15 protein-coding genes are annotated in these 13,292 nt (G+C 66.5%); 11 read left to right on the plus strand and 4 right to left on the minus strand.

Going from position 1 to position 13,292, the window contains the following annotated elements:
- Window positions 1–49 precede the first annotated feature (49 nt).
- From QX126_RS00935 to QX126_RS00945, 3 genes are all read left to right on the plus strand, one after another.
- Window positions 50–811: an MBL fold metallo-hydrolase gene (locus tag QX126_RS00935; protein WP_315736828.1), complete on the plus strand. Its 762-nt coding sequence runs from the start codon at window positions 50–52 to the stop codon at window positions 809–811.
- Window positions 812–875: 64 nt separating this feature from the next.
- A complete protein-coding gene (locus QX126_RS00940; RefSeq protein ID WP_315778751.1) occupies window positions 876–1,577 on the plus strand; it encodes an OmpA family protein in 702 nt (233 codons plus the stop codon).
- Window positions 1,574–2,218 carry a hypothetical protein gene (locus QX126_RS00945; protein ID WP_315736825.1) on the plus strand — a complete coding sequence of 215 codons (645 nt, stop codon included), beginning with the start codon at window positions 1,574–1,576 and terminating at the stop codon, window positions 2,216–2,218. Before QX126_RS00940 ends, QX126_RS00945 begins: the two co-directional genes overlap by 4 nt.
- 77 nt (window positions 2,219–2,295) lie before the next feature.
- On the opposite strand, the gene QX126_RS00950 is transcribed toward QX126_RS00945, so the two are convergent.
- Complete coding sequence (locus QX126_RS00950) at window positions 2,296–2,469, minus strand: DUF1328 domain-containing protein (protein ID WP_006614063.1); 174 nt, start codon at window positions 2,467–2,469, stop codon at window positions 2,296–2,298.
- Window positions 2,470–2,760: 291 nt separating this feature from the next.
- Here QX126_RS00950 and QX126_RS00955 point away from each other — a divergent pair, with 291 nt between their 5' ends.
- From QX126_RS00955 to QX126_RS00980, 6 genes are all read left to right on the plus strand, one after another.
- On the plus strand, window positions 2,761–5,331 hold the full coding sequence (locus tag QX126_RS00955; RefSeq protein ID WP_315778754.1) for an ATP-dependent helicase: 2,571 nt from the start codon (window positions 2,761–2,763) through the stop codon (window positions 5,329–5,331).
- Between the two features lie 114 nt (window positions 5,332–5,445).
- Entirely contained in the window at window positions 5,446–5,862 is a 417-nt protein-coding gene (locus QX126_RS00960) for a hypothetical protein (RefSeq protein WP_315736821.1), read from the plus strand.
- The gene (locus tag QX126_RS00965) at window positions 5,862–6,533 is read left to right on the plus strand and encodes an OmpA family protein (protein ID WP_315778756.1); all 672 of its coding nucleotides are present in this window, start codon (window positions 5,862–5,864) and stop codon (window positions 6,531–6,533) included. Before QX126_RS00960 ends, QX126_RS00965 begins: the two co-directional genes overlap by 1 nt.
- 244 nt (window positions 6,534–6,777) lie before the next feature.
- Window positions 6,778–7,329 (plus strand): Mpo1-like protein, encoded by a 552-nt coding sequence (locus tag QX126_RS00970; protein WP_315778758.1) that lies wholly within the window; start codon window positions 6,778–6,780, stop codon window positions 7,327–7,329.
- The gene (locus QX126_RS00975; protein WP_315778760.1) at window positions 7,330–8,355 is read left to right on the plus strand and encodes an NAD-dependent epimerase/dehydratase family protein; all 1,026 of its coding nucleotides are present in this window, start codon (window positions 7,330–7,332) and stop codon (window positions 8,353–8,355) included.
- 41 nt (window positions 8,356–8,396) lie between these two features.
- Window positions 8,397–9,020 (plus strand): isoprenylcysteine carboxylmethyltransferase family protein, encoded by a 624-nt coding sequence (locus QX126_RS00980; RefSeq protein ID WP_315755106.1) that lies wholly within the window; start codon window positions 8,397–8,399, stop codon window positions 9,018–9,020.
- 5 nt (window positions 9,021–9,025) lie between these two features.
- Here the strand turns inward: QX126_RS00980 and QX126_RS00985 are convergent, their stop codons facing one another.
- Together QX126_RS00985 and QX126_RS00990 are read right to left on the minus strand one after the other, a co-directional pair.
- Window positions 9,026–10,072, minus strand: coding sequence for an alpha/beta fold hydrolase (locus QX126_RS00985; RefSeq protein WP_315736815.1), 1,047 nt, complete (start codon window positions 10,070–10,072; stop codon window positions 9,026–9,028).
- A gap of 121 nt (window positions 10,073–10,193) precedes the next feature.
- The gene (locus tag QX126_RS00990; protein WP_315736813.1) at window positions 10,194–10,928 is read right to left on the minus strand and encodes a hypothetical protein; all 735 of its coding nucleotides are present in this window, start codon (window positions 10,926–10,928) and stop codon (window positions 10,194–10,196) included.
- A gap of 290 nt (window positions 10,929–11,218) precedes the next feature.
- Here QX126_RS00990 and QX126_RS00995 point away from each other — a divergent pair, with 290 nt between their 5' ends.
- Both QX126_RS00995 and QX126_RS01000 read left to right on the plus strand, forming a co-directional pair.
- Complete coding sequence (locus tag QX126_RS00995) at window positions 11,219–12,139, plus strand: ABC transporter ATP-binding protein (protein ID WP_315755102.1); 921 nt, start codon at window positions 11,219–11,221, stop codon at window positions 12,137–12,139.
- The gene (locus QX126_RS01000; RefSeq protein ID WP_315736810.1) at window positions 12,136–12,897 is read left to right on the plus strand and encodes an ABC transporter permease; all 762 of its coding nucleotides are present in this window, start codon (window positions 12,136–12,138) and stop codon (window positions 12,895–12,897) included. Before QX126_RS00995 ends, QX126_RS01000 begins: the two co-directional genes overlap by 4 nt.
- Window positions 12,898–12,923: 26 nt before the next feature.
- On the opposite strand, the gene QX126_RS01005 is transcribed toward QX126_RS01000, so the two are convergent.
- Entirely contained in the window at window positions 12,924–13,274 is a 351-nt protein-coding gene (locus QX126_RS01005; protein WP_315736808.1) for a hypothetical protein, read from the minus strand.
- Window positions 13,275–13,292: the final 18 nt, after the last annotated feature.

Below are 13,292 nucleotides of genomic sequence, written 5' to 3' on the forward strand. Positions count from 1 at the left end.
CCAATGAGCCGGCGCGCGGCGACGACGCGGCGTCGGCGGGAGTAGTTTCATGGCCAATACCGTCCTCTATGACGACGGCGTTCACAAGAACATCCTGCTGGAGGATTTCGGCGCCGGCGATCTCGCGGTGCAGGCGAACCAGCATCTCATCATCCACGACCGCGTCGGCATGCTGCTCGATCCCGGCGGCCACAAGGTCTATTCGAGGGTGCTCAGCGAGACCTTCAGCCAGCTCTCGGGCGGGCGGCTGAAATATCTGTTTCTGTCGCACCAGGACCCCGACATCGTCGCGGCGATCAACGGCTGGCTGATGACCACCGATGCCGACGCCTACATCTCCGAGCTATGGACCCGCTTCGTGCCGCATTTCGGCTTCGACCACATCGTCGCCCACCGGCTGAAGCCGATTCCCGACGAGGGCATGGTATTCGACCTCGCAGGCAGCAGGCTCTACGCGCTGCCGGCGCACTTCCTGCACAGCGAGGGCAATTTCCAGCTCTACGATCCGATCTCGAAGATCCTCTACAGCGGCGACCTCGGCGCCTCGATCGGCGTCGACTACACCGTCGTGCGTGACTTCAAGGCGCATACGCGCTTCATGGAAGGCTTTCACCGGCGCTACATGGTCTCCAACCGCGTCATGAAGGCGTGGGCGCAGATGGTCAGCACGCTCGACATCGAGATCATCGCCCCGCAGCACGGCGCGCTGTTTCCGGATGCGACGATGTCGCGCCAGTTCATCGCGTGGTGCGCAGGGCTCGAATGCGGCATCGACCTGATCACGCCGAAATTCAAGGTGCCCGTGGGCTGACATGCTGGCGCCTTCCCCGAACTCCGTTCCGCCGTCGCCCGCAATGCGCGTCGATGCGTGCGCCGTGGCCGGCGAGGAGGCGCCGATCTGGCTCGCCGCGGCCTTCGCCGTCGCCGGCACCCTGATCGCCGTCATGTCCGCAGCGCTCTGGCAGCAAAGCACCGCCACGCCGCCGATCGCGACGGCCGCAATGCCGGTGACGGCCGTGCCGCAGCGCGACGACCGCGTTGCCGACGCGGCGCCCAAGCAACGGGAGGCGCGGATCGTCGAACCGGCGCCGATCATCGCGCCGCCGACGCCGCCCGCAATCGCTCCCGTCGTGATCGCGCCACCAACTCCGCCGATCGCCCCGGCAGCGCCCCCGGAGCCCCAGGGCACGACGAAGCCCCCCGCCGAGTGCTTCGCCCCGCTAGCGGTCGGCTTCGAGCGCGGCAGCGCGCGACCGAACCCTGCCGACATGAAGCGGTCGCTGGCGATCCTGCAACGCGCGCTCGCGCGCCACGGTGAGGCGACCATCATCATCGAGGGCCATACCGACGCCAGCGGCACCGAGGATCTGAACGTGCTGCTGAGCTATTCGCGCGCCAAGGAGATCGCGGCCCAGTTGAAGCGCGAGGGGCTCTCCGCGCAGCGGATGTCGGTGCGCGCGGCCGGCGCCGGCGAGGCGCGCGGCGATGCCCAGGCGGTCGCGGGCGACCGCAAGGCCGTGCTGCGCATTGCGGGCGTCGACGATTGCAGTCAACTCACAGCGACGAAGCGACCATGACGATCTATGCCATCGTGAGCGGCCTCGGCGCCGCCATTCTCCTGCTCACCTCGGGCTATTTGTTCGGCGCCCGCCAGGGCGCGCTGTCCCGCGAGCTGTTGCGGCGGCAGGTGCAAATACAGGCGGCCAGCCTCGACCAGTTGCAAGAGCAGAGCAGCCACGACGCCATCGAGCGGGAGACCAGCCTGCGCAGCGCGATCGAGGATGTGCTGGCGCCGCTGGTCGAGCGTGAGCGTATCTCGCTGGATCTGGCGCAGCTCGCGAGCCGGCCCGGCCGGCGCCGCGAGCTGGTGCCGCTGCTCGACCGCATCGCCGAAGTCGGCCGCTTCCAAACCGTGCTGCTCACCAACGAGGAAGGCCTGCCGCTTGCGGCCAATACGACTGCCCACCGCACCGAGCAGCTTGCGGCAGCGGCGACGCGGCTTGCGCTGGTGGCGGAGAAGATCGCCGACGAGACCCACATCGCGCCGTTGTCGGTGATGCTGCGCGACGCCTCCGAGGCGACGACGCTGTGCCGGATCTTCCGCGTGCAGGACCAGACGCTCACTCTGACCGCGCTCTCCAACGATGCGCGCCTCGCCTCCGTTGCGCTCGATCCCGCGCTCGCCAAGGTGCAGGTCGCGCTGACTGCGCCGGCCTGACACCTCCCCAAGACGCAGAGGGCGCAGCACCTCTTGCGAGGCACTGCGCCCTTCGCCGACCTCAGGGATGAGGCCGACTACACGCGGCTGCGGCCGCGGGCGAGGCCCACGACGGCCGAAACCAGAAACAGCACGATGGCGATGAAGAAGATGATCTTGGCGATCTCGATCGACGCACCAGCGATGCCGCCGAAGCCGAGGATGCCGGCGATCAATGCGATAACCAGGAAGGTGACAACCCAGCCTAACATGACACGACCTCTGTCTCTCGATTGCGGTTCAAAGCGACGCGGAGCTTGCGCCGTTGCCAGGACAATCGTGGCTCGGAACAAAGGTTCCGGGCGCGCGGGCCGCTAAAAATTCGCGATTGGCCGGAACAAGCGCCCATGGAGGCTGGAGCGGCGTCCGTCTGCCCCGATTTAGGGCTGTAAAACGCCCCCGCCGGCCCCATATAGCCGTCAATCCCTGCTATGAGGGCTCCTTCCTGCAGACCTCGTGATGCCGTCGTATGATGCCATCAGAGGGACGAGACTGATTCGCTGATGACCGAGCCCAACCGCGTGAGCCCTTTTCCTGCGCCTGACCACCAGCCCGTCGCCGGCGGCATCGCCGCGCGCGCCCGCGCCGCCGCGACCGGTGGGGCGCGCTATCTGGCGGGCCTCAATCCGGAGCAGCGCGAGGCGGTCGAGACGCTCGATGGCCCGGTGCTGGTGCTCGCCGGCGCAGGCACCGGCAAGACCCGGGTGCTGACCACGCGCATCGCGCATATCCTGAGCCAGGGGCGCGCACGGCCGAGTGAGATTTTGTCGGTGACCTTCACCAACAAGGCCGCGCGCGAGATGAAGACGCGGCTTGCCGAGATGCTCGGACAGGCGGTCGAGGGCATGCCGTGGCTCGGCACTTTCCACTCGATCTCCGGCCGCATTTTGCGCAGCCATGCCGAGCTGGTGCAGCTCAAGTCCAACTTCACCGTGCTCGACGTCGACGACCAGATCCGCCTGCTCAAGCAGTTGCTGCAGGCCGAGAACGTCGACGACAAGCGCTGGCCGGCGCGCATGCTGGCCGGGCTGATCGACGGCTGGAAGAACCGCGGCCTGGCGCCATCCCAGGTGCCCTCGGGCGAGGCCGCCGTGTTCGCCAACGGCAAGGGCGGCAAGCTCTATGCGAGCTATCAGGAACGGCTGAAGATCCTCAACGCCGCCGATTTCGGCGACCTGCTGCTGGAGAGCATCCGGCTGTTCCGCGAGAACCCGGACGTACTGCGGCAGTACCAGAGCCGGTTCAAGTTCATCTTGGTCGACGAGTATCAGGACACCAACGTCGCGCAATATCTGTGGCTGCGCCTGCTGTCGCAGGCGCCGTCGTCCTCTGGTTCGTCATTGCCGGGCTCGACCCGGCAATCCATCGCGTCTTCGGAAGAAGATGGATCACCGGGTCACGACGCTGCGCGTCGGCCCGGTAATGACGAGACGGGTGTTGCTGCGCCCAGCTCCGCGTCTCCTCCCAAAAACATTTGCTGCGTCGGCGACGACGATCAGTCGATCTATGGCTGGCGCGGCGCCGAGGTCGACAACATCCTGCGCTTCGAGCACGACTTCCCCGGCGCCAAGGTCATTCGCCTGGAGCGCAACTACCGCTCCACGGGGCACATCCTCGCCGCCGCCTCGCATCTGATCACGCACAACGAAGGCCGGCTCGGCAAGACCTTGCACACCGAGGACGTCGAAGGCGAGAAGGTCACCGTGACGGGGGCCTGGGATTCCGAGGAGGAAGCGCGCGGCATCGGCGAGGAGATCGAGGAGCTGCAGCGCCAGGGCGAGCATCTTAACGACATCGCGATCCTGGTGCGCGCCTCCTACCAGATGCGCGAGTTCGAGGACCGCTTCGTCACGCTCGGCCTGCCCTATCGCGTCATCGGCGGCCCGCGCTTCTACGAGCGCGCCGAGATCCGCGATGCGCTGGCTTACTTGCGCGTCATCAACTCGCCGGCCGACGATCTCGCCTTCGAGCGCATCGTCAACGTGCCCAAGCGCGGGCTCGGCGACGCCACCGTGCAGATGCTGCACGACCACGCGCGCAAGCGCCGCATCCCGCTGTTCGAGGCGGCGCGCGCGGTGGTCGAGACCGACGAGCTGAAGCCGAAGGCACGCGGCTCGCTGCGCGGGCTGATCCTGCAGTTCGAGCGCTGGCGCGCCCAGCGCGAGGTCACGTCGCACACCGAGCTCGCCGAGATCGTGCTCGACGAGAGCGGCTACACCGAGATGTGGCAGAAGGACCGCTCGGCCGATGCGGCCGGGCGACTGGACAACCTCAAGGAGCTCGTCCGCTCGATGGAGGAGTTCGAGAACCTGCACGGCTTCCTCGAGCACATCTCGCTGGTGATGGACCGCGAGGGCGCCGCCGACGAGGAAGCGGTGTCGCTGATGACCTTGCACTCGGCGAAGGGGCTGGAATTCGACAACGTGTTCCTGCCGGGCTGGGAGGAAGGGCTGTTCCCGAGCCAGCGTACGCTCGACGAGCAGGGCCGCGCCGGGCTGGAAGAGGAGCGCCGCCTCGCCCATGTCGGCCTGACCCGCGCGCGGCGTCGCGCCAAGATCTATTTCGCCACCAATCGCCGCATCCACGGCACCTGGACCACCACGATCCCGTCGCGCTTTCTCGACGAGCTGCCCGCGGCGAGCGTCGAGATCACCGAATCGAAGGGGGGCTCGGGCTGGGGCGGTGCGGGCGGCTACGGCCCGTCGCGCTTCGACAACGTGGAATCGTTTGGTTCGAGCTATTCCACGCCCGGCTGGCAGCGCGCGCAGGCACGTCGGCCGGGCGCAGCGCGCGGTTCGTCGGAGGGCGGCTTCAAGGAAGAGCCATCGCCGTTCTCGGGCCGTGATCCGTTCGGCGGTCATTTCGGCCGCGGCAAGCGCGGACCGATGACCATCGAGGGCGAGCTGGTGGCGAAATCCACCGGCACGACGTCGGAATTCACGCTCGACGACCGCGTCTTCCATCAGAAGTTCGGCTATGGCCGCGTCGTCAAGATCGACGGCAACAAGCTGACCATCGCCTTCGACAAGGCCGGCGAGAAGCACGTCGTCGACAGCTTCGTCCAGCGGGCGTGATCCGGCGCGACGGCCGCGCCGCCGGGCGGCCGTTGCCGCGCGTCGCAATCGAGCTTCACACTTCGCCGTTGTTTGGCCTTGACCATGGCAGCGTGCATCGTATGAGATGCAATCATGGTCCGAGGATACATTCTGTTGAGTGTTGCGGTCGCGCTGTGTGTGCCCTCGCTGGCGGCGGCGCAGACGATGAGCTTTGGCGACTCCGCGGGGTTGATCGCGTCCAGTTGCGGCGCTGACATCACCGCCAATTGCCGCGGCGTCAACCTCGACTCCAACCGCCTCAAGGAATGCCTCTCGCGCAACCAGGACGTGGTCTCCGCGCAGTGCAAGGCAACCTATTTCAAGGCGTTCGAGGCGATCCAGAAGCGGATCGCCGCGCGGGTCACGGTCGCCAATGCCTGCCAGCGCGAGATCGTCAAGCTGTGCGGCGGCTCCACGAAGGAGACCAGCAAATCGATCCCGTGCCTGATGACGACCAACGGTGTGAGCGCGCGGTGTCAGCAGGCGATGGGCGAAGCGGGGTATCGCTGATGCGGCGGGCAGCGAGATCACTGCTGTCAGGGCTGATCGCGGCTTCGCTGGCGGCCGCGAGCGCGCCCGTATGGTCGCAGGAGGTGAGTCGCGAGGACATCGTGCGCCAGCTCGGCCGCTTCGAAACCGCGCCCACGCTGGATCTGCCGGCGCTGAAGCAGCAGACCCAGGAGCGCTCCAGGATCCGCAGCCGCAACGAGCCACCGCCGCAGAAGCGTCCGCCGATCGCGCCGGAGCTGATGAATCTGCCGGCCTTGAACGTCGACATCCAATTCGACGTGGACACCCCGATCGTGCGTCCGGAATCATACCAAGCCGTCGGGCGGATCGCCGATGCGATGGTGTATTCCGACCTCCTGCCCTACACGTTCCTGATCGTCGGCCACGTCGAAGCCAACGGCAAGCGCGAGTCGAATGTCATCCTGAGCCAGCGCCGCGCCGACGCGATCCGCGACATCCTGGCGAACACCTTCAAGATCTCGGTCAAGCGGCTGCAATCGATCGGACTTGGCGAGGAGCAGTTGCTTGACCCGTCCAAGCCGACCGCCGCCGTCAATCAGCAGATCCAGGTCATCCCGATCGCAAAAACCGTCGAAGAGGCCGCAGCGCCGCCTCCGCCCCCTGCTCCGGCGACGCCCAGCAGGCAGGCCCCCCGCAAGCATCGCAATTGATGCAATTGGGACCTGCGCGGAGGCCATGAACCCGGAGCGCTGCCGGTGCGACTGTTGTTTCAGCAGGTTGCCGGTGCGCTCTCCGGCCGGCGCGAATGGAACCCGTTTTCAAGTCGGCGCTCTGCCCGGCGATGCCGCCGGGCCGCGATTGCCGGGTTTGTCGATGCAGCCGCTTGATGGTATAGCCCCCTCTTTGCGGCCGTCGATTGAGCGGCGGTCGATCTCATTGACGAGCGAGCCAGCCATGAACGCCATGTTCCGACGCCAGATGGTCGACTACGTCGAATATCATCGCGATCCGCGCAACGGCCTAATGCATGTGTTCGGGATCATCCTGTTGTTCCTGGGCGCCGTGCTGCCCCTGAGCTTGTGGCATTTCGACGCGCTCGGCATCCGGATCGGCCTCGGCGCCGTGCTGGCGCTGCCCGTCCTGCTCTACTGGCTGCTGCTCGATGCCGCACTCGGGGCCGGCATCCTCGCCTTCGCCGTGCTGTTCCTTGCTGCGGCCATGATGATCGCCGATCACGTCCATGGTGTCGCCTTCTGGGCGCTGTTTGCCGCGCTCATCATCTTCGGCTTCGTCTCGCAGGCCGTGGGCCACAAGGTGTTCGAGCGCAACAATCCATCTCTGCTGGATCATCCGGCGCATCTCTTTCTCGGTCCGATGTTCGTGATGGCGAAATTGTACATGGCGTTGGGTCTGCGGCCTTCGGTGGCCGACCTCATCGCGCCGAACTGGTCGCCGGATCGGCTCGCATCGGACCGGCTTCAAGGCGATCAGCACTCGCGTCCCTAAATGAAAGTCCTCGTCACCGGCGGCAGCGGTTTCATCGGCCATCACCTCGTCTCTGCGCTGACGACGCGGGGCGCCGAGGTGCGTGTGCTCGACATTCGCTGCCCCAGCCACATGATCGCTGACGTCGAGTACATCGAAGGCTCGGTGCTCGATGCGGGCCTGGTGAAGCAGGCGGTCGCCGGCGCGGATCAGGTCTATCATCTGGCCGGACTGCCCGGCATGTGGATGCCGGACCGCGAGGACTTCTTTCGCGTCAACTGCGTCGGCACCGAGACCGTGCTGGCGGCGGCGCGTGCCGGCCGGGTGCGCCGGTTCCTGCACTGCTCGACGGAATCGATCCTGTTCGACTATCCGGGCTCGACCGGCGCCGCCTCGGCGCCGACCGCACCTCCGGCCGACGCGATGCCGGGCGCCTATACGCGCTCGAAGGCGCTCGCCGAGGCTCGCGCCATGGCAGCCGCCGCGGACGGCTTCCCCGTCGTCGTGGGCACGCCGACGATGCCGATCGGCCCGCATGACAGCAACCTGACACCGCCGTCGCAGATGCTGCGCCACTTCCTGGACAGCCGGGTCCAGCTCTACCTCGACTTCATCGTCAACCTGGTCGACGTCCGCGACGTCGCGGCGGGCCTGATCCTGGCGATGGAGCGCGGCAGGGTCGGCGGCCGCTACGTGTTCGGCGGCGAGAGCCTGCGCCTCAGCCTCATCCTCGATCTGATGGCGACGATCAGCGGCCGCAAGCATGTCGCGGTCGCCGTGCCCGGCCGGCTGGCCGAGCTGTCGGCGGGCATGCTCGAGTTCGTTTCCGATCACCTCACCAAGCGCTGCCCGTCCGGCACCGCCGAGGGGGTGCGGATTGCCCGCGCGGCCTCGGATCTGTCGATCGACAGGGCCAAGCGCGAGCTCGGCTACGCCCCGCGCCCGATCGAGCCGAGCTTGCGCGAGACGATCGCCTTTCTGCTCGATTCCGAGCCGCGAAGGCGGCTCGACGACAAACAACACCCTTTTCGCACCGCGGCCGAATAGCTAAGAGCAGCCGGTCCCAGGTCTCACAACGGTTCCAAGACATGTCCGGCGATGCCAGCCCCATCTCGTCGTTTGCGTTCAGCGGATGGACCACCACTTGGCCCACCTCGCTGCTTGCCATCATCTGGCTGATCTGGCTCGCGAGCTGGGTCGGCGCCTCGTTCTGGTCGGGGCAGACCCGAAAGCATGTGACGGTGATCAAGACCAGCCGCTATCACGCGCTGATCGTGCTCGGCGGCATCCTGTTCACGCCGTGGACCTCGCGCCTGCTCGGCGAGAAGCCGTTCTGGAATCCCGGCGAGACCGGCGTCTACCTGCTGACCGTCGTGACCCTGGCCGGCATCGCCTTCACCTGGTGGGCGCGCATCCATCTCGGTCGCTTCTGGTCCAACGCGATCACCCACAAGGAAGGCCACAAGGTGATCGATACCGGCCCCTACGGCATGGTCCGTCACCCCATCTATACCGGGCTGATCCTCGGCATGATCGCCACCGGCATCGCGGTGGGCACGGTGACCGCCGTGCTCGGCGCCGTCCTGATCTCGCTCGGGATGGCCTGGAAGGCGAAGATGGAAGAGGTCTTCCTCGCTCAGGAGCTCGGGCCGGATTACGTCACCTACCGGCAGCGCGTGCCGATGATCATTCCGTTCCTGCCGCCGGGCTGAAGCGCTCAGCGCCTGACCTGGGCTTCCGACGGCAGCTGCGGCGGCTGGCTTGCCACCTGCGGCAGCAGATGGCGTGGCAGGATGATGCGCTGGCCTGGGACCAGCGGCTGGGCGGCAAGGCCGCGATTGGACTGCTGCAGAGCCCAGAGCGGAACGCGATAATTGGTGGCGATCTGGTCCAGGGTCTCGCCCGGCCGCACTGCCAGTGCAGTGCCGCTGTCCCACAACTCCACGGAGGCTTTCGGCGGCACCAAGTAGCGCAGCGGCACCGGGTCGGCCTCGGCAGTGGCCGAGGTCTGCGACAATTGGCTGATCATGGTGACCAATTGGGCGTGCACATCCTCCATCTTGTCGATGTTGATGTGCGTAACCTCGTCATGATCCTTCATGTCGAAGCTCGCGTAATGACCGCGAAAGCCGGGCTCGGGCTTGACGTCGCCGCCGCCGAGAATGTTGTCGGACAGGAACAGGTTGATGAAGCGCTGCACGTTGGGCGGCACGCTCTTGGTCGCATGCGCCGGATCGACGGTGACGACGAGGGCAACCGGGATGTTCTGCTCCTGCAGTGTGATCGCGATGCGGACGCTGCACAGCCCGCCCATCGAATGGCCGATCAGCACGATCGGGCCCGGCTCCTGGCGGTAGTTCTTGGCCACCTGGAGCGCGATCAGGTCGCACAGCGTGAATTCATAGACACTGGCCCGGTAGCCGGCCTGCTCGATCTTTTCGGCCAGACGGTCCATCCCGGTCGAGAACAGCGGCCCGAGCGCGCCGCGGAACAGGTACACCCGCGGCGGCGGCAGCGGCTGGCTGATCTCGGGCGGCGCGGGGGGTACCGCGCGGATCGCCGCGGGGGTTGCTGCCGGGGATGCCTTGGCTGATCTGGTCGGCGCGGGGGCGGAAGCAGCACCGGGCTGGGCGGCCTGCGAGATGCTCGAGGCGGCAAGTCCGGCGAGGAGAGGTGCGGTAACGAGGATCGCGAGCAATCTCCTGCCGGCAGCCGCCTTGGCTGGGCCGAGCCACCGCCTCGCGATTCGCGCCACGCTGGTCATTCGCGCTCCCGGGAAAGCTCTCAAGCTCAGATCAAGCAGGGTCGTCTCCCCCCCTGCCATACCGCTTGTCGCCGCCGAATGGGAGCATTTTGGGGCGCGCGCCCGGTGACGCGGCCGCCTATTACCGGTAACCGGTGACGTTGGCAGCCCGCTGCGGGGCGGCCATGCGGGTCGGCGGCGCCGCCGCCGGGCGGCCCCGACCGCCGAACACCACGCCGTCGATGGCACCGATCACCTTCTGCTGCATGATCTGGTTCTTTTCGATCGTGACGTGGCCGACACCGGGAACCGACTGAACGTCGACATTCTCGAGCTTGCCGCGGAAGCCGTCGTCGCGGCGGACCGGCTCACCGGCGCCGCTGGCGATGTAGAAATTGATGTAGCGCTCGGCGTTGCCGCCAACGAGCTTGGTCTTGAACACCGAGTCGAGCCCGATCGCGAGCTTCACGGGCACGCCGAGCTGGCCGAGCTTGTTGATCATGTCAGGCAGCGCCGTCGCGCCCGAGGAATGGCCCACCAGGATGATGGTCTTGATCCGGCCGGCGCGATAGGCGGCCGCCGCCTCGTCGGCGAGCGACGACCACGACACGAAATTGGCGACCGTGTTCGGAATGCCCTGCGAATCCAGCTTGGCGGCGATGTCGTCGAGCCCGAGCGAGAAGATGTTGAGCACGCCGCGCAGCAGATAGACATGCGTGGTGCTGGCGGCACTCGCGGCCGCCGGGCTCGGCGCCGCCCGCACCGATCCGGTGCCGAGCGGCAGAGCCAGCGCAACGGCCAGCGCCACCATGCCAAAGCAGCGCGCCGAGAGGCTGCGCTTGCAGGTGGGTCGAACGGTGCTGGCGCGTGGCGTCATCGGTCCTTCTCCGCAGCGGAAATGTCGAGACGGCGCGACCGTACCCAAGATGCTCGCGGACGCAACATCGTCGGACATTGCGGGGCGCGTTCCTCCCCCAGACGTGGCTGCGCAGCAACACTCACCGGCGTCGGCCACGGAAAAGCCCAACAAGCGACACGATCGAGAGCGGCGCGCGCGATTGCGGTAACGCACCGCCGTTCCTATCTGAGCGCTTCGCCCGCGCCTGCGCCCCCTCCTTCGCGCAGCTCCCTGCCCTTTTCGAATCCCTCGGATCGAATTCCCTCGTGATGCCTCCCGTCATTTCCGTTACCGGCCTGTCGAAGACCTATTCCTCGGGCTTCACCTCACTCAACAATGTCGATCTCGCGATCGAGCGGGGCGAGATCTTCGCGCTGCTCGGGCCCAACGGCGCCGGCAAGACGACGCTGATCAGCATCATCTGCGGCATCGTCAATGCGTCTACGGGCAAGGTCGCGGTCGGCGGCCACGACATCAACCGCGACTATCGCGCCGCGCGGGCGCTGATCGGGCTGGTGCCGCAGGAGCTGCACACTGATTCGTTCGAGACCGTATGGGCCACGGTCAGCTTCAGCCGGGGACTGTTCGGCAAGCCCAACAACCCTGCCCTGATCGAGAAGATTCTCAAGGACCTGTCGCTCTGGGACAAGAAGGACGCCAAGATCATCACACTGTCCGGCGGCATGAAGCGCCGCGTGATGATTGCGAAAGCGCTATCGCATGAGCCGCAGGTGCTGTTCCTGGACGAGCCGACCGCCGGCGTCGACGTCGAGTTGCGCAAGGGCATGTGGGACGTCGTGCGCGAGCTCAAGGCCGCCGGCGTCACCATCATTCTCACCACGCACTACATCGAGGAAGCCGAGGAAATGGCCGATCGCGTCGGCGTCATCAACAAGGGCGAGATCGTCCTGGTCGAGGACAAGGCCAAGCTGATGGCAAAGCTCGGCCGGAAGCGGCTGAGCCTGCATCTGCAGCACCGGATCGAAGCCGTCCCCGAGGCGCTCGCGCCCTATGATCTCGCGCTGTCGGACGACGGCTGGCGGCTCGCCTATGACTACGATACCAAGGGCGAGCGCACCGGCATCACCAGCCTGCTCGGCGATCTCAGGACCGCCGGCATCCGCTTCGTCGATCTCGAGACCAAGCAATCATCCCTGGAAGACATCTTCGTGAGCCTGGTGCGGCAATGAATTTTCGCGCGGTCGCCGCAATCTACAAGTTCGAAATGGCACGCACCTGGCGCACGCTGCTGCAGAGCATCGTGTCGCCCGTCGTGTCGACCTCGCTCTACTTCGTCGTGTTCGGCGCCGCGATCGGCTCGCGCATCAGCCAGGTCGAGGGCGTCAGCTACGGCACCTTCATCGTGCCCGGCCTCGTGATGCTGTCGGTGCTGACCCAGAGCATCTCCAACGCCTCGTTCGGGATCTACTTCCCGAAATTCATCGGCACGATCTACGAGATCCTCTCGGCGCCGATCTCGCATTTCGAGATCGTGCTCGGCTATGTCGGCGCGGCCGCGACGAAATCCATCATTCTCGGGCTGATCATCCTCGCCACCGCCGGCCTGTTCGTGCCGCTGCACATCCAGCACCCGGTGTGGATGCTGGCGTTCCTGGTGCTGACGGCCGTGACCTTCAGCCTGTTCGGGTTCATCATCGGCATCTGGGCCGACGGCTTCGAGAAGCTGCAGATGGTCCCGATGCTGGTGGTGACGCCGCTGACCTTCCTCGGCGGCAGCTTCTACTCGGTGAACATGCTGCCGCCGACATGGCATTCGATCGCGCTGCTCAACCCGGTGGTCTACCTGATCTCTGGCTTTCGCTGGAGCTTCTACGAGATCGCCGACGTCAGGGTGGAAATCAGCGTCGGCGTGACGCTGCTGTTCCTGGCGATCTGCATGGCGATCATCTGGTGGATCTTCAAGACCGGATACCGGCTCAAGCATTGAGCCGGCATCGGGGGCGGCGTTCCAGCTCAGCGGTAGCAGTGGAAGCGGCCGTAGCCATCGCGGTATCCCCGGCAGTGATAGTGCCGGTGGTAATAGGAGCGGTGTGGAATGCCGAGCACGCCCTCGACGGCGCCCACGGCTCCGCCGACACCCGCACCGACCGCGCCTCCGACGACGCCGCCGACCGGGCCGGCGATGCGGTTGCCTTCGTGGGCCCCTTCATGGGCGCCACGGATGATGCCCTGGGCATGGGCGAATTGCGGCAGCGCCAGCCAGGCCAGCGCCAGGATGACCAGCGCGAGCGCGGCGAGCAGATATGTCAGCTTCTGCGGCGCGCGATCGTCGAGCACCGCCGTCTTGGCCTTCATCGTCAGCATTTTGAATCCTGGAAACCG

This window comes from Bradyrhizobium sp. SZCCHNPS1003 (assembly GCF_032381555.1).
Lineage (GTDB): Bacteria > Pseudomonadota > Alphaproteobacteria > Rhizobiales > Xanthobacteraceae > Bradyrhizobium.

Excerpts from the sequence above, each read along its gene's own strand:
- QX126_RS00935 (WP_315736828.1), top strand. The coding sequence starts at position 50 with ATGGCCAATACCGTCCTCTATGACGACGGCGTTCACAAGAACATCCTG.
- QX126_RS00945 (WP_315736825.1), top strand. The coding sequence starts at position 1,574 with ATGACGATCTATGCCATCGTGAGCGGCCTCGGCGCCGCCATTCTCCTG.
- QX126_RS00950 (WP_006614063.1), bottom strand. The coding sequence starts at position 2,469 with ATGTTAGGCTGGGTTGTCACCTTCCTGGTTATCGCATTGATCGCCGGC.
- QX126_RS00955 (WP_315778754.1), top strand. The coding sequence starts at position 2,761 with ATGACCGAGCCCAACCGCGTGAGCCCTTTTCCTGCGCCTGACCACCAG.
- QX126_RS00960 (WP_315736821.1), top strand. The coding sequence starts at position 5,446 with ATGGTCCGAGGATACATTCTGTTGAGTGTTGCGGTCGCGCTGTGTGTG.
- QX126_RS00965 (WP_315778756.1), top strand. The coding sequence starts at position 5,862 with ATGCGGCGGGCAGCGAGATCACTGCTGTCAGGGCTGATCGCGGCTTCG.
- QX126_RS00970 (WP_315778758.1), top strand. The coding sequence starts at position 6,778 with ATGAACGCCATGTTCCGACGCCAGATGGTCGACTACGTCGAATATCAT.
- QX126_RS00975 (WP_315778760.1), top strand. The coding sequence starts at position 7,330 with ATGAAAGTCCTCGTCACCGGCGGCAGCGGTTTCATCGGCCATCACCTC.
- QX126_RS00980 (WP_315755106.1), top strand. The coding sequence starts at position 8,397 with ATGTCCGGCGATGCCAGCCCCATCTCGTCGTTTGCGTTCAGCGGATGG.
- QX126_RS00985 (WP_315736815.1), bottom strand. The coding sequence starts at position 10,072 with ATGACCAGCGTGGCGCGAATCGCGAGGCGGTGGCTCGGCCCAGCCAAG.
- QX126_RS00990 (WP_315736813.1), bottom strand. The coding sequence starts at position 10,928 with ATGACGCCACGCGCCAGCACCGTTCGACCCACCTGCAAGCGCAGCCTC.
- QX126_RS00995 (WP_315755102.1), top strand. The coding sequence starts at position 11,219 with ATGCCTCCCGTCATTTCCGTTACCGGCCTGTCGAAGACCTATTCCTCG.
- QX126_RS01000 (WP_315736810.1), top strand. The coding sequence starts at position 12,136 with ATGAATTTTCGCGCGGTCGCCGCAATCTACAAGTTCGAAATGGCACGC.
- QX126_RS01005 (WP_315736808.1), bottom strand. The coding sequence starts at position 13,274 with ATGCTGACGATGAAGGCCAAGACGGCGGTGCTCGACGATCGCGCGCCG.